Below are 17,559 nucleotides of genomic sequence, written 5' to 3' on the forward strand. Positions count from 1 at the left end.
ACGAGTGACCTCGCTGACGATGTCCCCCGCGACAGATGCCGACTGGCCCGAGATCTTCCGCATGGACGCGCGCGCGTTCGCCTTACCGGCGCCCCTGCCCGACGAGGAGCAGATCGAGTTCCGCGCCAAGTTCCCCGACGATGCGACATATGTCGTGCGCGACGCGGATCGGATCGTCGCCTTCTCCATGTACTTCGTCCTGCCGATGACGGTTCCAGGGGGCCGGGAGGTGGCGACGGCGGGCCTGTCATGGGTGTCGGTCGCGGCCACTCACCGTCGGCGAGGATTGTTGCGTCGCATGCTCGACACGCAGTTCGCGGATTGGCGGGCGGCGGGCCACAGCCTGGCGATCCTCACCGCGTCGGAGGCGACCATCTACGAACGCTTCGGTTTCGGTCCCGCGGTGTTCGCGCACTCGGTGCACATCGACCCGTCCACGGCCGCCTTCCGCACGCCCGCGCCCGACGACTCCCGCGTGCGGTATGCGACGGCGGACGAGGTGTCCACCCGTCTCCCCGACATCCACGCACGCTGGGCCGCGACCCGGCCCGGAGCCATCGGCCGTCCGGACGCGTGGTGGCCGTCGATCGTCGCCGATCGCGGCTTCCGTCGGAACTCGCAGACCTCGGGACTCCACTACCTGCTGCACGACGACGGGTACGCGTCGTACCGCATCGACGCGCGTGAGCACACCGCGACGGTCGACGACTTCGTCGCCGTCACCGATCAGGCGCACGACGACCTGTGGCGCGTCCTCACCGCGCTCGACCTGATCACGTCGGTGCACGTCGACCTGCCCGTGGACGACAGTCTCCCGCACGCCCTGACCGATGTCCGGGCCGTCGCGGTGAAGGGCCTCTCCGACGTGCTGTGGGTGTCGATCCTCGACGTGGCCGACGCCCTGGCGTCACGGGTGTACGGCGCGGACGGGGTGATCGTCCTGGAGGTGGGCGACGCGTACTCCGACCGTGCCGGACGCTACGGACTGCGCGTGTCCGACGGCGACGCCGCGATCACCAGGACCGACGCGCCCGCCGACGTGACACTCGACATCGCCGTGCTGTCCAGCCTCTACCTCGGTGGGGTCGCCGCGCGCGATCTCGCGACCGCGGGCCGGATCACCGGCGATGCCGAGGCGGTCCGGCTGCTCGACGCCATGTTCCGGGCGTCCCGAGCGCCGTTCTCGGGCACCTACTTCTGACCGCACACAACGATGGTGACGTTACCCGGTCTGACACCGGAGAACGTCACCATCGTTGGGGCGCGGATCGTCAGTTGATGAGGTTCTCGATCGGTCCGCGGGCGAAGTAGACCAGGAACAGCGCGGCCACTGCCCACAGCAGCGGGTGCGTCTGGCGGATCTTGCCCTGCGAAGCCTGCAGGACCACCCACGCGATGAAACCGACGCCGATGCCGTTGGCGATCGAGTACGTGAACGGCATGACGACGATCGTGAGGAAGGCGGGCAGCGCGTAGTCGAATCGAGCGAAGTCGATCTCCTTGATCTGCGCCATCATCAGGGCGCCGACCACGACGAGGGCGGGAGCGACGGCCTCCATCGGGACGATCTTGTACAGCGGGGTGAAGAACATCGCGGCGAGGAACAACACGCCGGTGACGACGTTGGCGAGACCGGTCCGGGCGCCCTCGGCGATACCGGACGACGACTCGACGAACACCGTGTTCGACGAAGCCGAGCCGACGCCGCCCGCGACGGCTCCGACGCCTTCGACGGCCAGCGCCTTGCCGATGCCGGGCAGGTTGCCCTTCTCGTCGGTGAGTCCGGCCTCCTTGCCGAGGCCGGTCATGGTGCCCATGGCGTCGAAGAAGTTCGACAGCACGAGGCTGAACACGAAGACGCAGGCGATGAGGATGCTGACGTGCTCGAACGCTCCGGTGAACGCGCCGAACAGATCGACGTCGCCGACCAACGACAGGTCGGGCAGTCCGCCGACGCCGTCGGGCAGCTTGGGCACGTTCATGGCCCAGCCGCCAGCCTGCTCCGCGCCCGACTTCAGTCCGAGGATCGCTTCGACGATGATCGACACGATCGTCATGACGACGATGCCGAGCAGCAGACCGCCGGGGACCTTGCGGACCACGAGCACGCCCATCAGCAGGACGCCGATGCAGAACAGCAGGGTCGGGACGGTCGCGATGGAGCCGTCGACGCCGAGCGAGACCGGCGGACCGTGCTCGGGTCCGTGCGTGACGAAGCCGGAGTTCGCCAGGCCGACGAGCGCGATGAACGCGCCGATGCCCGCGGCGATCGCGGCCTTCAGCTCGTTCGGCACCGCGTTGAACACGGCGGTCCGCACACCGGTGAGGCCGAGCAGGACGATGATGACACCGTCGATGACCACCAGGCCCATCGCCGCCGGCCAGCTCATCTGCGGTGCGATCGTGACCGCCAGCAGGCTGTTGATGCCGAGGCCCGCGGCGAACGCGAACGGGAAGTTCGCGACCAGACCGAACAGCAGAGTCATGACACCCGCGACGAGCGCCGTCACGGCGGTCACCTGGTTGGGGTCGAGGAAGTTCCCGTCGACGTCGGTGTTGTGCGAACCGCCGATGATGATCGGGTTCAGGACGACGATGTACGCCATCGCGAAGAACGTGACGAGACCGCCGCGCACCTCCCTGGCGATCGTCGACCCGCGTTCGGAGATCTTGAAGTATCGGTCGAGCACACCACCGGCGGGCTTTCCAGCGGCATCTGTCATCGGTTCACCCTTCGCGTGGCGGATGCAGGTTCGGTCGGACGGTGCACGAACTGCGCACCACTGCAGAAAAGCTACCCTGTGACCATGGCCGATGAGACACCGATCCCCGAGCTGCCCGCACGACTCCGTGCCCCGGAGCCGGTGATAGTCGTCGGAATGGCGGCCTGGCTGGTCGCGACCCTCGTCGTGTGGCTCGGCGATGTGGGCGGCGATCGAGCCCTCACCGTGTGCCTCGTCGGTCTGGGTGTCGGCGTGCTCGGCACGACGCTCGTCCTCGTCCAGCGCACGGCCGTCCGTCGGGGGTCTCGCGGCGCTCAAGAAGGACTCGACTGACGCCCCAGGCGTGTGTCAGCTCGACATGCTCGCGATGCGCGCGCTCCGGTCGGACGACGCCGCGGCGCGGGCAGCGGCCCGGCGGGCCTGGCGGCGGCGCGAGCCCTGGATGTGGGCGGCGACGCACACGGTCACCCAGATGAGGCCGAACAGCCACCCGAACAGGACGTCGCTGAGCCAGTGAACGCCGAGGTAGACGCGGCTGAAGCCGACGAGCCCCACCAGTAGGGGCGCGCCGAGCAGCCACCAGGCGTGCCGTCGGACCCTCGGATACATTCGGTGCGCCATGATCGCGGCCAGTCCGTACACGATCATCGACATCATCGCGTGTCCGGACGGGAACGACGCCCCGCCGACGTCGATCAGACGGTCCGCGACGGGCGGCCGGTCGCGGGCGAAGATCAGCTTGAGGGCCGCCATCAGCCCGTATCCGGTCAGCGACCCGAACACGATCAGGGCGGCGAAGTCGATGCGTCCGGCCAGCCAGGCCAGCACGACGACCCCGATGACGACCAGCGCGAGGGTCAACGTGTCGCCCCACACCGTCACGAACTGCATGAGCGAGATCCACGGTTCGTGCCGGTCGCCGATCACCGCGTCGGTCACGCGGTGATCGATTCGGAACGGGGCCATCACGCGTTCCAACCTACCGAGTGTTCTGTTCCGGCGTCGTCCACCCAGCGTGCGACGTCCACGGTGCGCTCCACGCCGTCGACGTCGATGGTCACCGTCAGACGCTCGTGCACGACGAGAGCGATGGCGGGTCGGCCGTGCAGCGCCGCGAGGCGGACCGCTTCGGACGAGTCGGCGTCGACGCGCCGTCCGCCCGCGACGGGAAGCGCCCGGCACACGTCGCTCGCGAGGTCGGCGTCGAGCAGGTCGGCGAGCAGCGCGGCGTCGGACGGGTCGACGTCCACGCCGGGCAGGACGGCCCGATCGGCGGGGATCACGGCGGTCAGCCACGGTCGGTCGACGACGATCGGCCGGTCGGCGACGGTCCCGGCCAGGGTGCGCACGCCCGCGGGCGGATCCACCCGCGCCACGTCGACGCGTCCGGCGCGGACCGCGGCGACGAGGGCGGCGTGCGCGCGGACCGCGACGCCCGCGCTCACCTCGCGGGTCGGATCGGCGAGCGCGTCGAGCCAGCACTGCGCGTCGTCGGAGTCGTCGGGGCCGTCGCCCACGAGCAGTGCGGGCCCGATGTCCGACACGGCCGCGAACAGTCCGACGAACCGGGTGTCGTCCACCGCGCGGAGCAGACGCAGCGCGGTCCCGTCGATCTCGGCGTACCGCCGCAGCCACCACCGGGTGTAGCCGTCGTCGAGCAGGCCAGCCGTGGTCGGATCGTCGGCGAGCAGGGCCAGCGCCCGCACCCACTCGGCCGGGTCGACGAGGTCGAGGTCGCGGACCGCGTCCACCCGCTCCGGCGGGACGTCGAAGCCGTCCCACCATTCGTCCTCGTCGGGCAGGTCGTGGTCGGGGCCGGTCGGCAGGCTGTCGTGGACGACGCCGAATCCCCACCCGACGCCGAGGGCGCGAAGCGGCCCCTGCCCGTACCGCTCGACGACGTCGTCGGCGACGGTCCCGAACGGCGAGTCGTCGGTCAGCACGGCCGCCAGTGGCGCGCCGGGCATCAGCAGTTCGTCCGCGGGCCACTCGTCGCCGTCGGAGCCGCGGAGTTCGAGACCGCCGAGACCGGCGACCGGACGTCCGTCGGTCAGCGCGAGCAGTCGCAGAACCGTGTCGGCGAGGTCGGAGTGATCGTCCGCGGCGTCGACCGCGGCGGCCAGTGCCCGGTCGGCGAGCACATCGTCGACGGTGCAGCGGTCGAGGCCGAGGCGGTCCAGGAGCGGGTCGTAGGCGTCGGGATGGACGATCGGCATCCAGTCGGGCGCGCCGTCGTCGGGTCCGAGTCCGCCGACGACGACGAGCCCGCGCGCGCCGAAGTGCATGCGGCCGTCCACCCTCGGCACGGGCAGCGCGCCGAGTTCGGCCGCATCGTCGCCGGTCTGGACGCGGTCGCCGAGCGCCGCGTACAGCGCCGCCCACCACGACGGCTCCCTGGTGGTGGACCCGAGGAGGTCGGCGACGTCGGCGAGGCCCAGTTCACGGGCTCCGAGGCGGGTCAGGGCGGCGGCGCTCGCCCGTTCGGACACGTCGGGGTGCACGAGCGGCTCCATCACGTCGGCGAGCACCGCGGCCAACGCGGTCGACAGCCCGCGCAGCACCCACGCCCGTTCCGGCGCGATCGCCGACCCGTCGACCGTCGGGACCCACCGCGCGACGGCGAGGTCGGCCGTGATCGCCGACCGCAGCACGGCGTCCACGCGGCCGGAGACGAGCGCGGCCCGGGGGATCAGCAGATGCTTGTCCCGATCCGGGGCCAGTGCCACCAGTTCGGTGTAGCCGCGGGCCGCCGATGCGATGTCGGCGTCCGGGTGCACGTCGCGGCGATCCGGGGTCAACGGCAGGTCGGTGATCACGCGGGCGGGCAGGGACAGTTCCACGCCGGTCGCCGTCGGGCTCCGCAGAACGTCGCCGTCGAGGGGACGGACGGCGCCGTCGACGATCGGGACCATCCACGACGTCGCACCGACGCGCGCCGTCAACCATCGATGCAGTTCCTGCCCGTCCCGGTCGATGACCACGTGGTCGCCGTCGACGGTCCGCGTGTAGACCGCGCCGTCGAGGACGATCCGGGTGAGGGCGGACAGTTCCACCAGCAGATCGGGGATCTGGTCGGCGAAACCGTCGACCAGCGCGCGGGCCTCATCGCCGGCGTCGATCGACACCTCGGTGGCGAATCCCGCCGGCGGAACGGCGTCGGACGGCCACGCCAGACGCTGCGACGGCGCACCGGGGGCGAGTTCGTCGGTCCGGGCACGGCTGAATTCGACGGACCCGCTGGTCGACGCGATGACGACGGTGTCGGCGAAGGCCGTCGCCCGGAATCCGACACCGAAACGACCCACCGTCGTCGCCGATCGTGTCGTCGCCTTCGGCGAGACGCGCAGCGCCGTCAGCGACTCCACGCCGTCGCGGGTCAGCGGTTCGCCCGTGTTCGCGAACCGCACGACGGTCCCGTCGAGGCGGATCGCCAGCACCCCGTCGGCGCCCGCCGCGTCGGCCGCGTTCGCCGCGAGTTCGGTCAGCAGTCTGCCGCGGTAGCCGATGTCGGCCAGTTCGCGTTCGGCGGCCGCGTCCTCCGCCATCCGGGTCGGTGACGCCGACCACGCCGCGAGGGCCGCCTCGCGAAGTGCGGCGGTGCCGAACGGGTCAGGCGTCGGACGCACCGGTGCGCGCGACGATCTCGACGGCGCCGTCGTCGAACGCGTCGTATGCGGGGCTGCCCGCGCCGGTCGGCGCCGTCACGTCCGAGTGCGCACCGCAGCCGTATTCGACGGAGACCGCGCGTCCGTCGGCGGCGAACTCGTTCGCACACACGCCGAAGCCGGCGTGGAGGGCGCCCGCGATCGGCAGGTAGAAGCCGCACGAACCGCACGAGTGGCGGGCGCCTCGCGCCATCGGCGACGCCGGACCGAAGTCGCCGTCGAACCAGCGGGCCGCCGCGTCGGCGCGCCCCTCGAACGACAGGAGTCGTTTGCGTCCGAGCCCGATCGCGGCATTCACCTGACCGACTTCGTCGGCGTCGAGCGGACTCACGTCCTCGGTGTCGATCTGTCCCGGCACCAGTCTGGGGTCGTCGGCCGGTGCGGCCAACTGGTCGCCCGGCCCGAGGTCGCCGGGCGCGATGCGTTCGTTCCACGGCACCCAGTCCGGGGCGAGGAGCGCTCCCCCGCCCGGCAGCAGTGCCACTTCGCTCACGGTGACCTCGGACGACTCCGGCGCGCCGGCGACGACGACGCACCACTGCCAGCCCCGGTAACCGGGGAGTCCGGCGTCGAAGTAGTGGGCGGCGGCGTACTCGCCTTCGGCTCGAGCACCGGTGTGCGGGCCGGGCTGTTCGCCTTCGGCGACGAGCGCGGCGCGTGCGACGTCCACCGCGTCGACGAGTCGAGGGGATTCGAAAGCAACACTCACCCGTCCAGTGTGCAATAGCCGGGCCCTCCGACGCACGTCAGGGGAACGGGTTCGCGCGCTTGTCGCACCGATGAGGAACAATCGACGTGTGAACACCCGTGGATCTCGTGACGACCGCGGGGCAAGCGGTCGCCCCCGTCCGCAGTCCGGCAACCCGGATCCCCGCGCGGGCGAACCGCAGGCCCGGCGGCCGCGCCGCCCTGCCCCGCATCCCGGTCAGGCGAACTATCCGGCCGACGCACCGCGCCGGCCGGGCCGTGTGCCCACCGCGCGGTTCGACGCACCGGAACCGCAGCGTGGGCGCCCCGCGTCCAACGGCTACCTGCCGCCGCGCACGCACAATCCACACCTTCCGCCGCTGCCGCCGCAGGCCGACCCGTACGACGAGCCGACGACGGCGTTCGACGCCGACCGCTCGGACCGACGCAGAGACGCCGAATACGTGCCTCCGAAGAAGGTGACCGTGGTCCGCGTGATGGCACGACGGTCCAAGTACTTCACCGAACGCGGCGCCCAGATGGTGCATCGGGCGGCGACGGCCGACGGAGCCGACCGCTCGGGCCTCACCGCCCTCACCCTGCCCGTCATCGCGAACACCGCGGTGGACGCCGCGATGGCGATCGCCCTGGCGAACACGCTGTTCTTCGCGGCCGCGACGGGCGAATCGAAAGTCAGCGTCGGCCTGTACCTCGCGATCACGATCGCACCGTTCGCGCTGATCGCGCCGCTGATCGGTCCGATCCTCGACCGCCTGCAACACGGCCGCCGTCTCGCGATGGCGACGACATTCGCCCTGCGCGTGGTGCTCGGCCTGCTGATCATCGTCAACTCGTCATGGGACTCCGACAAGATGCAGCTCGAGTACAAGCCGTGGGTCCTGTACCCGGCCGCGCTCGGCCTGATGGTGTTGTCGAAGTCGTTCGGCGTCCTCAAGTCGGCCGTCGCACCGCGCGTGCTGCCGCCGTCGATCGACCTCGTCCGCGTCAACTCCCGTCTCACCACATTCGGCCTGGTCGCAGGCACGATGGTGGGCGGTGCGATCGCAGGCGTCTTCGAACTGCTCCTCGCCAAGGCGCTCCCGTTCCACGTTCCCGGCGCGATGGTGTGGCTGTGCCTGGTGGCCGCCGCAGGCGCGTACTTCTGCATGAAGATCCCGGCCTGGGTCGAGTCGACGGAGGGCGAGGTCCCGACGACGCTCACCTACCGCGGCAGTCCCGACGCCGAGGAGGCGCCGTCCAAGGGCACGAGCTTCTCGCGCGAACTGGCGTCCAAGATGCGCCAACCGCTTGGCCGCACGGTGGTCACCGGTCTGTGGGGCAACGGCACCATCCGCATCCTCACCGGTTTCCTGACCTTGTACATCGCGTTCTACGCGAAGGCTCAGTCGTCGAGTTCCGGGTGGGAGCAGATGCTGATGCTCGGAGCCGTCGGCGCCGCGGCCGGCGTCGGAAACTTCCTGGGCAACGGCCTCGGCACCCGACTGGAGTTGAAGCATCCGACGAAGATCGTGCTGCTCGCGACCGTGGCGACCTTCGTCGCCTGTCTGCTGGCCGCGATCTTCGGCTCGATGATCTTCGTGGTGGTCGCCGGCTTCGTCGGCTCTGCGACAAGCGCCATCGCGAAGGTGTGCATGGACTCGTCGATCCAGGACGACCTGCCCGAGGAGTCCAGGGCGTCGGCGTTCGGCCGGTCGGAGACCGTGCTGCAGCTCTGCTGGGTGATCGGTGCGGGCGTCGGTGTCCTGCTCGGTGATCACAAGCCGCCCAGCCTGTCCCTCGGATTCACCGTTGTGGCTGTGATGGTGGGCATCGGAACCGTGCAGACGGTCCTCACCAGCCGAGGGGCGACACTGATCCCCGGTTTCGGCGGACGTCGCCCCGACCATGCGGCGCCGACTGTGGCGTTCGCAGCCGTCCCGCCCTCCGGGCCGAGCGGCGCCCCGACACGCCGTACCGCCCGCTGATTCACGTTTTCGACCGAACGACCGACAGGATTCTCTCGTGCTGCAACCCGGAGACAAGAAGGCGCTGGCGATCCTCGCCGCGGCCGTCACGACGGCGCTCGTCCTCATCGCAGGACTCACCGCCGTCATGGTGAGCGACAGTGAGGATCAGCTCCCGACAGTCTCCGTCCAGACCACCGAGACGTTGGTGCGGGCACAGCCGAACTACTGGTGCGAACCGGATATGACCGGCTGCTCTCCCGTCGATCCGCGCACCGCTAAGAGCGTTCCGCTGCAGATCGCTCGGGCCACGACGCCGATCGACACCACGCTGATGCTGACGGTGCCGAAGGACGTCGCCGTCGGACCGTGGTTCCTCTACGCGCAGTACGCGACACCGACCGGCGTGCAGCGTGTGGTGACGTTCAACCGGAGCGACGACGTCTTCACCACGACACTGACGAGCACCCGGGACCGGGTGCTCCTCGGCATCGACGTCCAGTCCGTCGCGACCGTCTTCGAGGACTCTCCCAACGGCATCGAGTCGCCCGACGGCTCGATCTTCATGCGCGCCACGTTCACGATCGACACCCGCCCCGACGGCTACGTGGTCCGCAACACCACCGAACTCCCCGACGTCCGCGGCTAGGCCGCCACGCGCACGCGAAAGCGGCACCCCGCCCGACCGAGGTCAGGCGGGGTGCCGTCGTGCCGACGTCAGCGGTCGAGTTCGCGGGTCACGCCGCGGACCACTTCGGAGATCCGCTGGGCGGTCTTGCGGTCGGGGTAACGACCGTTGCGCAGGCTCGGCTGGACCGTGCCCTCGAGGAGGGTGATGAGGTCGGCGATGAGTCCGTGCAGCTCGTCGGGGCTCTTGCGTTCGACGTCGGGGCGCTTGGTCTCGCGCCGCGCCTCGCGACTGTTCTTGACGACGCTCGGCGCGGGCTCGAGGACGGTCACCCGAAGAGCCTGGGGGCCGCGGCGGCCCGCGGCCATGTCGAACTCCACTCGCTGGCCGGCCTTCAGGTCCGCGACATCGGACGGCAGGGCGTTGGCGCGGACGTACACGTCCTCACCGTCGTCCTGCGACAGGAAGCCGAAGCCCTTCTCCGCGTCGTACCACTTCACTCGGCCGCTAGGCACAGCACTCACCCTCAATGATCTCTACAGCTGCCAGCTAGTGAAAAGCGCCTCATGCTCGCTGGCAGCGGGAGCAGAGGCGCACTGGAACAGATTCTACGCCCCTGGATTACCGTGGACGTCATGCAGACCCAGAAGCCCTCCCGGCTGTTGCCGACGGCGGTGATCGCGTTCGGAATCGGAATGGTCGCGGCACTGCTGCTGATTCTGCCGCCGGTCCGCGACAGTTCGACGGCCATCGTCACCACGCTGTACCTGCTGTCGCTCGGCGCGCCCATCGGCTTCCTGCTCGGGCTGATCTTCGCGTTGCGGTCGGGACGCCGGAGTCGATGACCGACCTCCTGCCGGTCGCCGACGCCGCGGCGCTCAAGCGAGCCTTCAGTTGCTTCCCGACGGGCGTCGTCGCGGTGTGCCGCCGAACCGTCGACGGCGGGGACGTCGGCATGTCGGCGAGTTCGTTCGCGACCGTGTCCCTCGATCCGCCGCTGGTGTCGGTGTGCGTGCGCGACGGCTCGACGACGTGGCCTCGCCTGTCGTCGGCCGACAGACTCGGCGTGAGCGTCTTCGCCGGACACCAGGGCGAGATCTGCCGTCGCCTCGCGGGACCGCCCGAGCAGAGGTTCGACGGAGTGAAGCGTTTCGTCACCGAATCGGGCGCGCTGATGATCACGGGCGCCGCAGCCCACCTGGACTGCTCGGTTGTACAAGAGGTGCCCGCGGGTGATCACCACGTCGTCCTCTTGCGGATTCACGCCCTGCGCAGCGATCCGACCGTCGAACCGCTCGTCTTTCACGCGTCGACGTTCCGCGCCCTCGAAGCGCGGCGTGTGCAATCGTGAGCCGTGCGCGTGGCGGGCGTCTCAATCTAGACGTGATCCTTGTCACATAACAGAGTGATAACGAACCGGATACAGACCGGGTGTCAGGCCGGTGAACTGCGACGACGCCGACGGGTGTCCGAAACGCGTTACTCACCGGTAGAAACGGCCTCTCACGGACCGGGTGAACGAATTCCAACCAAGCCGTAGTGTTCAGGTCGGTCGTCATCAAGACGATGGCAACCGACCTAAACGAATAGCCCTGCTCGACCGCGCCAAGCCTCGCTCCGCCGGACAGGGAAACTCACACAGTGAATTCAGGAGCGAGGACGGGGGACCCACCATCTCCCCGTGAGACCCGGCAACCGAGCAATCGGATGCCTTGGGGTTAAGTCCGACGGCCAGGCTCACCAGCCGAACCGGAAGGCCGGGCACCTCTCGCCCGAACCCGACAGCTCACCTCGTAGGCGCGTGGAGAGAGGAAACACACTTATGTCCGGACGTCACTCCAAGCAGACGACCAGCAACACCAAGACTTTCGCCAAGATCGCCGTCACCGCTGGTGTCCTCGGCGGCATCGGCGGCGGCGCAGCCCTCCTGGGCGCGGGCAACGCCTCGGCCGCCACCGACGCCGAGTGGAACCAGGTCGCACAGTGCGAGTCCGGCGGCAACTGGGCCATCAACACCGGCAACGGCTACCACGGCGGCCTGCAGTTCAGCCCGAGCACCTGGGCGGCCAACGGCGGCACCCAGTACGCTCCCACCGCCGACCAGGCCACCCGCGAGCAGCAGATCGCCATCGGCGAGCGCGTTCTCGCCACCCAGGGCAAGGGCGCATGGCCCGTCTGCGGCACCGTCCTCTCGGGCCCGTCGCAGCGTGACGTCCCCGCGTCGCCGAAGGCAGCAGCCCCCAAGGCCGACGAGAACAAGGGCTCCGAGAACAAGAAGTTCGACCTCTCGAAGACCGAGAACGCCAAGTCGAGCGACGACGCCAAGGCTCAGGTCGACAACGAGATCAAGGACTCCAACGTGAGCCCCGAGGTCCGCAAGGCATGGGACGCAGCCAAGGCTTCCGGCTACGACCTCACCCCGGACCAGGTCAAGCTGTTCAACCAGAACAAGGGCCTCCTGAAGTTCTGATCTTCACCCCGGATCTTTCGAAAGACCCCCGCTCTGTCGCCAGGGCGGGGGTCTTTCGCATCACCGCGGCACCCACGTCCCCGGAACGAGAACGGCCCCCGCTCGATGAGCGGGGGCCGTGATGTCGGAGCGGCGTCAGCGGTTGACGACGGTCTTCGCGTGAATGTACGGGAGGTCGTCGACGGGAAGCGGGAACTGCGTCTCGCCGAACGGGGACAGTGCACCCGACAGGTGCGCGAGGAGCTCGGTCACAGCGTGGTCGTCGCCGGTCTCTTCGGGCCAGCCCGCGTCCACATATCCATTCTTGTTAGCCACGTGGATCATTCTGCCATGCGCCCGCCCCGCGGACCTACACACCCGGGGAGTTCCGTGCCCGGTCGGTAGCATGGACCGAATGAGTCCGGACCAACACCCGCGCACCGCGTCCGAGGAGTTGGCGTCCCGTCCGGACGATCGGCTCGTCGACCTGCTGGTCCGACGCCCCGACCTCGCTTCTCCCCCGCCGCGCGGCACCGGAGTCCTCGCCCAACGCGCCATGTCTGCGGCATCGATCTCCCTCGCGGGCGACGAGCTGGACCTGCTCGCGATCGCCGTGCTCGAGGCGTTTCTCGACTGCGCTCGAAAGACGGGAGACGCGGCTCGAACGACGGGAGACGTCACCCCTCGACACGACCTCCTCGGGCCGGTCGGCAGGGACGACATCGTCGCGCTGCTCGGACGACGGGCGCTGCGGGCCGACGTGGACGCCCGACTGGCACTGCTGTCCGACCGCGCGTTGATCTGGCCCGCCCGACAGTCGGGACGCAAGGCGACGCACTGGGTGGCGGGAGCACATCTCCCGTCCGCATTGCCGTGGCGGGCCCCGCACCTGCTCGGTCCGCTCGCGTCGGTCGACGCCGCCCGGATCGCCGACGCCGTCGCCGCACTGGACGACCGACCCCGCGAACTGCTGACGACGCTGGCACAGGGACCGGCGCTCGGCCGTTCCCGCGACGCCGCCCCCGACGCCGATCCCGCGGCTCCGGTCCCCCGCCTGCTTGCGGCCGACCTGCTGGCCCGCGTCGACGAACAGACCGTCGAACTCCCGCCCCAGGTGGGGCAGGTCCTGCGGGGCGAGCCGCCGCTGCAGACCGCGGCGTTGCGTGAACCGGCGCTCACCGGAGAACCCTCCCGGTACGACGTGGACGCCGCGGGCGCGGGCGAGGCGCTGGAACTGCTGCGTCACACCGCGGACGTGATCGGCGCGCTCGGCGACGCACCGGCCGCGGTGCTCCGATCGGGCGGCATGGGCATCCGGGAGCTGCGGCGTCTCGCCAAGAGCACCGGACTCACCGTCACCAGGGTCGGCCTCGTGATCGAACTGCTCGCCGCGGCCCGGCTGATCGGCGCCGGGACACCCGAGTCGATGGACGCGCTGACCGTCGACGAGGTGTTCGCCCCGACCACCACGGTCGACGGCTGGCGCGCGCAGGGCCCGGAACGACGCTGGGCGTCGTTGGCGACCGCATGGCTCGACCTGCCGCGTCGCGCATCGCAGATCGGCGAGACCGACCGCGACGGCGCGATCATCGGGGCACTCGCATCGGAATCGTTCGACGCATCGGCGCCCGCACTCCGACGGACGGTTCTGGAGCCCCTCACCGACGCCGACCCCGCGGTCGAGATCGCCGTCGACTCCCTCGTGACCTTGCTCGGCTGGCGGCACCCGAGGCAACTGCGCAGACTCACTCGGTCGGTGGTCGGCGAAACGCTCCGCGAAGCAACCGAACTCGGCCTGGTGGCGCACGGCAGCCTCACCTCGGTGGGTCGGGCTCTGCTCGCCGTCGATCCGGACGCGGACGACGGATCCGCCGCACTCGTCGCGGCGATGGCCGCCGCGCTGCCGGAACCCATCGACTACTTCCTGGTCCAGGCCGATTTCACCGTCACGGTGCCGGGACCGCTGACTTCTGGGCTCGCCGATCGACTCGCCCTCGTCGCCGACCTCGAATCGGGTGGCGCGGCATCGGTGTACCGCGTGACCGAGGACGGGATCCGCCGCGCGCTGGACGCCGGGCGCACGGCGGCCGAACTGTCGGCCCTGTTCACCGATCACTCCAAGACGCCGGTCCCGCAATCGTTGACCTACCTCATCGACGACGTCGCCCGTCGCCACGGCAGCCTTCGGGTGGGCGATGCTCACCGAGGTGCTGCGGAGCGACGCCGCCGCGGAACTCGCGCTGCGCGCGCTCGCTCCGACTGTCGCGGTCTCGGCCGCTCCACTGCGCGAGGTGATCGACAGGCTGCGCGCCGCGGGCTTCGCTCCCGCGGGCGAGGACTCGTCCGGATCGCTCGTCGACCTGCGCAGCACGGGAGTCCGGGTGGCGGCCAGGGCGTCGAGTGCTCGTCGTCCGGCCCGCCGCGGACGCATCGGACCAGGTCAGGCTGCCACGGTCGTCACCCGCATGCGGACGGCCGACCGTGCCGACGGGCCGATAACGGCACAGGCCACATCGGGATCCGGCTCGGGGGAGACGACGTCCACGTTGATCCAGTTGGCCCTGCAGACCGGGCGTCGACTCCGGATCGGCTACGTCGACGCGCAGGGCGGCGCCAGCAGGCACGTCGTCAAGGCGAGGTCGCTGGCGGCGGGGCAACTCGTCGCCGACGAGGAGGCTGGCGATCGGGACGTCCGGTTCGCCCTGCACCGGATCACCCGCGTCGAACTGCTCTGAGACAATGGTCCGGTGAGTGACGGACCGCTGATCGTGCAATCGGACAAGACCCTCCTGCTGGAGGTCGATCATCCCGACGCGGGCGCGGCGCGCGCGGCGATCGCTCCGTTCGCCGAGTTGGAACGCGCACCCGAGCACATCCACACGTACCGGGTCACGCCGCTCGCCCTGTGGAATGCGCGAGCGGCCGGGCACGACGCCGAGCAGGTGGTCGACGCCCTCGTCACCTATTCGCGTTTCCCCGTGCCCCAACCGCTGCTCGTCGACATCGTCGACACCATGGGCCGCTTCGGCCGCCTGCAGCTGGTGAAGCATCCCGCGCACGGCCTGACCCTCGTGTCGTTCGACCGCGCCGTCCTCGAGGAGATCCTGCGCAACAAGAAGGTGTCCCCGATGCTCGGCGCGCGGCTCGACGACGACACCGTCGTCGTACACCCGTCCGAGCGCGGACGCCTCAAGCAGGTGCTGCTGAAAGTCGGCTGGCCCGCCGAGGATCTCGCGGGCTACGTCGACGGCGAGGCGCATCCCATCGACCTGGTCCAGGACGGCTGGGAGCTGCGCGACTACCAGGAGCTCGCCGCCGACTCGTTCTGGGCGGGCGGCTCGGGCGTCGTCGTCCTGCCGTGCGGCGCGGGCAAGACGATGGTCGGCGCGGCCGCGATGGCGAAGGCGGCCGCGACGACGTTGATCCTGGTCACCAACACCGTTGCGGGCAGGCAGTGGAAGCGCGAACTGATCGCCCGAACCTCGCTCACCGAGGAGGAGATCGGCGAGTACTCGGGCGAACGCAAGGAGATTCGTCCGGTCACCATCGCCACGTATCAGGTGATGACCCGCAAGTCGAAGGGCGAGTACAAGAACCTCGACCTGTTCGACTCCCGCGACTGGGGCCTCATCGTCTACGACGAGGTCCATCTGCTCCCGGCCCCGGTGTTCCGGATGACCGCAGACCTTCAATCGCGCCGCCGCCTCGGACTCACCGCGACCCTGGTCCGCGAGGACGGCCGCGAAGGCGACGTGTTCAGCCTCATCGGCCCCAAGCGATACGACGCCCCGTGGAAGGACATCGAGGCTCAGGGCTGGATCGCGCCCGCCGACTGCGTCGAGGTCCGCGTCACCATGACCGACGAGGAACGCCTCCAGTACGCGGTGGCCGAGCAGGAGGAGAAGTACAAGCTCTGTTCCACCGCGCATTCGAAGGTGAACGTCGTCAAGCGGATCCTCGACAGGCACAAGGACGCACAGACTCTCGTCATCGGCGCGTACATCGACCAGCTCGAAGAACTGGGCCGGATCCTCGACTGCCCGGTGATTCAGGGCTCCACCCGCAACGCCGAGCGGGAGAAGCTGTTCGACGCGTTCCGCCGCGGCGAGCTGTCGACGCTCGTCGTGTCGAAGGTCGCCAACTTCTCCATCGACCTGCCGGAGGCATCGGTCGCCGTCCAGGTGTCAGGCACATTCGGTTCCCGCCAGGAGGAGGCGCAACGCCTCGGACGTCTCCTGCGCCCGAAGGCCGACGGCGGGCAGGCGCACTTCTACTCGGTCGTGTCCCGTGATTCTCTGGACGCCGACTACGCCGCCCACCGCCAGCGCTTCCTCGCCGAACAGGGCTACGCCTACCGCATCATCGATGCGGCAGACCTGTGAACCTACAGGTCAGCTCGTCGCGGCGACCAGCGGCTGCTCGATGTTGTCGAGCACGTACGTCAGGCTGAGCACGGTCTGCCAGCCGAACGCCTTCTCGAGGTCGCCCTCGAGGAAGACGCTGCGGTTCCCCTTGACCGCGGGCAGGTTGGCGAGCGTCGACTGGTCGGTGACCGTCGCCTTGCCCTTGGGCGCGTACGACAGCTGGTCCCACACGATCACGTCGGTGTCGAGCTTGCGGGCCTCCTCGATGGAGAGCTTCGCGTAGAACTTGTCGCCCGCGGCCGCGTTGACCGCCTCGTTGGGACGGAATCCGAGCGAGGCGAAGAACACGACGCGCGGGTCGCCGCCCGCGAACGCGGCGAGGTCGGTGCCGTCGTAGGTGGCGATGGACAGCGACTTGGTCTTCCACTCTGGGTGGCGGCCCGCGAGGGCGGCCATCTTGGCCTTCACTCCGTCGACGAGGGACTGCGCGGCCGCGGGCTTGCCGACGGCCTTGCCGATCTCGAGGGTCGTGACGTCCCACGGCTGCTGGTAGTCGGCGTAGTCGGCCTTCTGGACGATCACCGGGGCGAGCTTGCTGAGCTGGTCGTACATCGACTTGTCGACGTCGGAGTAGACGGCGACGATCAGGTCGGGTTTGAGGGCCGCGACCTCTTCGAAGGAGACGGTCTCGGACATGATGATCTTCGGCTTCTCACCGGTCACCTTGTCGAGAGCCCAGTTGCCTGCCGGTTCGCCCTTGGGGGCCATCCCGTCCCAGTTGCGCACCGCGACCGGGGTCACGCCGAGGGCCAGGAGCGCGTCCTGATCGGTGTAGCCGAGCGAGACGACGCGACTCGCGGGCTTCGTCACGGTGGTCTGACCGAACTTGTGGGTGAGTGTGACGGGCAGTGCCCCCGACTCGGGGGTCACGGCGCCCGATCCGGTCGCGGCGTCGTCGTTGCCGCCGCACGCGACGAGCGTCGCGATCAGTGCGGTGACGACTGCGAGGACGCCGATCCGGCGCCGATAGTTCGTAGCCATGTTCTCTCCGTGGTTCGTGCGAACAATTCCCGGTAAGC

At 69.8% G+C, this 17,559-nt stretch carries 15 protein-coding genes, 1 pseudogene and 1 riboswitch; of the genes and pseudogenes, 9 read left to right on the plus strand and 7 right to left on the minus strand.

Annotated elements, in window-relative coordinates:
• Positions 1 to 4 precede the first annotated feature (4 nt).
• Entirely contained in the window at positions 5 to 1,201 is a 1,197-nt protein-coding gene (locus GYB83_RS07650; RefSeq protein WP_371865015.1) for a GNAT family N-acetyltransferase, read from the plus strand.
• Positions 1,202 to 1,271: 70 nt separating this feature from the next.
• On the opposite strand, the gene GYB83_RS07655 is transcribed toward GYB83_RS07650, so the two are convergent.
• Positions 1,272 to 2,723 (minus strand): NCS2 family permease, encoded by a 1,452-nt coding sequence (locus tag GYB83_RS07655; protein WP_161894930.1) that lies wholly within the window; start codon positions 2,721 to 2,723, stop codon positions 1,272 to 1,274.
• Between the two features lie 84 nt (positions 2,724 to 2,807).
• Here GYB83_RS07655 and GYB83_RS07660 point away from each other — a divergent pair, with 84 nt between their 5' ends.
• Positions 2,808 to 3,056, plus strand: a complete 249-nt coding sequence (locus GYB83_RS07660; RefSeq protein ID WP_161894931.1) for a DUF2530 domain-containing protein — start codon at positions 2,808 to 2,810, stop codon at positions 3,054 to 3,056.
• A gap of 15 nt (positions 3,057 to 3,071) precedes the next feature.
• Here the strand turns inward: GYB83_RS07660 and GYB83_RS07665 are convergent, their stop codons facing one another.
• The 3 genes from GYB83_RS07665 to GYB83_RS07675 are packed head-to-tail and all read right to left on the minus strand — an operon-like array spanning position 3,072 to position 7,097.
• On the minus strand, positions 3,072 to 3,689 hold the full coding sequence (locus GYB83_RS07665) for a phosphatase PAP2 family protein (protein WP_161894932.1): 618 nt from the start codon (positions 3,687 to 3,689) through the stop codon (positions 3,072 to 3,074).
• On the minus strand, positions 3,689 to 6,349 hold the full coding sequence (locus tag GYB83_RS07670) for a sacsin N-terminal ATP-binding-like domain-containing protein (protein WP_161894933.1): 2,661 nt from the start codon (positions 6,347 to 6,349) through the stop codon (positions 3,689 to 3,691). Before GYB83_RS07670 ends, GYB83_RS07665 begins: the two co-directional genes overlap by 1 nt.
• Positions 6,333 to 7,097 carry a DUF3027 domain-containing protein gene (locus GYB83_RS07675; RefSeq protein WP_161894934.1) on the minus strand — a complete coding sequence of 255 codons (765 nt, stop codon included), beginning with the start codon at positions 7,095 to 7,097 and terminating at the stop codon, positions 6,333 to 6,335. The genes GYB83_RS07670 and GYB83_RS07675 overlap by 17 nt, the downstream gene beginning before the upstream one ends.
• Positions 7,098 to 7,167: 70 nt before the next feature.
• Between GYB83_RS07675 and GYB83_RS07680 the strand changes: the two genes are divergently transcribed.
• The gene (locus tag GYB83_RS07680; RefSeq protein ID WP_371865016.1) at positions 7,168 to 9,060 is read left to right on the plus strand and encodes an MFS transporter; all 1,893 of its coding nucleotides are present in this window, start codon (positions 7,168 to 7,170) and stop codon (positions 9,058 to 9,060) included.
• Positions 9,061 to 9,097: 37 nt separating this feature from the next.
• Positions 9,098 to 9,688: a DUF2771 family protein gene (locus GYB83_RS07685; protein ID WP_161894936.1), complete on the plus strand. Its 591-nt coding sequence runs from the start codon at positions 9,098 to 9,100 to the stop codon at positions 9,686 to 9,688.
• A gap of 68 nt (positions 9,689 to 9,756) precedes the next feature.
• Here the strand turns inward: GYB83_RS07685 and GYB83_RS07690 are convergent, their stop codons facing one another.
• Entirely contained in the window at positions 9,757 to 10,182 is a 426-nt protein-coding gene (locus GYB83_RS07690; protein WP_161894937.1) for a cold-shock protein, read from the minus strand.
• Positions 10,183 to 10,302: 120 nt separating this feature from the next.
• Between GYB83_RS07690 and GYB83_RS07695 the strand changes: the two genes are divergently transcribed.
• From GYB83_RS07695 to GYB83_RS07705, 3 genes are all read left to right on the plus strand, one after another.
• On the plus strand, positions 10,303 to 10,512 hold the full coding sequence (locus GYB83_RS07695; protein ID WP_161894938.1) for a hypothetical protein: 210 nt from the start codon (positions 10,303 to 10,305) through the stop codon (positions 10,510 to 10,512).
• Positions 10,509 to 11,018, plus strand: a complete 510-nt coding sequence (locus GYB83_RS07700) for a flavin reductase family protein (RefSeq protein WP_161894939.1) — start codon at positions 10,509 to 10,511, stop codon at positions 11,016 to 11,018. Before GYB83_RS07695 ends, GYB83_RS07700 begins: the two co-directional genes overlap by 4 nt.
• Before the next feature lie 278 nt (positions 11,019 to 11,296).
• A riboswitch (cyclic di-AMP (ydaO/yuaA leader) is annotated at positions 11,297 to 11,483 on the plus strand.
• A gap of 6 nt (positions 11,484 to 11,489) precedes the next feature.
• The gene (locus tag GYB83_RS07705) at positions 11,490 to 12,137 is read left to right on the plus strand and encodes a transglycosylase family protein (protein ID WP_161894940.1); all 648 of its coding nucleotides are present in this window, start codon (positions 11,490 to 11,492) and stop codon (positions 12,135 to 12,137) included.
• Positions 12,138 to 12,272: 135 nt separating this feature from the next.
• Here GYB83_RS07705 and GYB83_RS07710 read toward each other — a convergent pair whose 3' ends face one another.
• A complete protein-coding gene (locus GYB83_RS07710) occupies positions 12,273 to 12,452 on the minus strand; it encodes a hypothetical protein (protein WP_371865017.1) in 180 nt (59 codons plus the stop codon).
• 79 nt (positions 12,453 to 12,531) lie between these two features.
• Here GYB83_RS07710 and GYB83_RS07715 point away from each other — a divergent pair.
• Both GYB83_RS07715 and GYB83_RS07720 read left to right on the plus strand, forming a co-directional pair.
• Positions 12,532 to 14,851: pseudogene (locus tag GYB83_RS07715) on the plus strand (helicase-associated domain-containing protein).
• A 12-nt stretch (positions 14,852 to 14,863) separates the two neighbouring features.
• Complete coding sequence (locus tag GYB83_RS07720) at positions 14,864 to 16,498, plus strand: DNA repair helicase XPB (RefSeq protein ID WP_161894942.1); 1,635 nt, start codon at positions 14,864 to 14,866, stop codon at positions 16,496 to 16,498.
• 9 nt (positions 16,499 to 16,507) lie between these two features.
• Here the strand turns inward: GYB83_RS07720 and GYB83_RS07725 are convergent, their stop codons facing one another.
• On the minus strand, positions 16,508 to 17,521 hold the full coding sequence (locus GYB83_RS07725) for an iron-siderophore ABC transporter substrate-binding protein (RefSeq protein WP_161894943.1): 1,014 nt from the start codon (positions 17,519 to 17,521) through the stop codon (positions 16,508 to 16,510).
• Positions 17,522 to 17,559 lie beyond the last annotated feature (38 nt).

Source organism: Gordonia spumicola (assembly GCF_009932475.1).
Taxonomy (GTDB): domain Bacteria; phylum Actinomycetota; class Actinomycetes; order Mycobacteriales; family Mycobacteriaceae; genus Gordonia; species Gordonia spumicola.

What these genes read in the sequence shown, in the direction of transcription:
- GYB83_RS07655 (WP_161894930.1), bottom strand. Translation starts at nt 2,723, where the DNA reads ATGACAGATGCCGCTGGAAAGCCCGCCGGTGGTGTGCTCGACCGATAC.
- GYB83_RS07660 (WP_161894931.1), top strand. Translation starts at nt 2,808, where the DNA reads ATGGCCGATGAGACACCGATCCCCGAGCTGCCCGCACGACTCCGTGCC.
- GYB83_RS07665 (WP_161894932.1), bottom strand. Translation starts at nt 3,689, where the DNA reads ATGGCCCCGTTCCGAATCGATCACCGCGTGACCGACGCGGTGATCGGC.
- GYB83_RS07680 (WP_371865016.1), top strand. Translation starts at nt 7,168, where the DNA reads ATGAGGAACAATCGACGTGTGAACACCCGTGGATCTCGTGACGACCGC.
- GYB83_RS07695 (WP_161894938.1), top strand. Translation starts at nt 10,303, where the DNA reads ATGCAGACCCAGAAGCCCTCCCGGCTGTTGCCGACGGCGGTGATCGCG.
- GYB83_RS07700 (WP_161894939.1), top strand. Translation starts at nt 10,509, where the DNA reads ATGACCGACCTCCTGCCGGTCGCCGACGCCGCGGCGCTCAAGCGAGCC.
- GYB83_RS07705 (WP_161894940.1), top strand. Translation starts at nt 11,490, where the DNA reads ATGTCCGGACGTCACTCCAAGCAGACGACCAGCAACACCAAGACTTTC.
- GYB83_RS07725 (WP_161894943.1), bottom strand. Translation starts at nt 17,521, where the DNA reads ATGGCTACGAACTATCGGCGCCGGATCGGCGTCCTCGCAGTCGTCACC.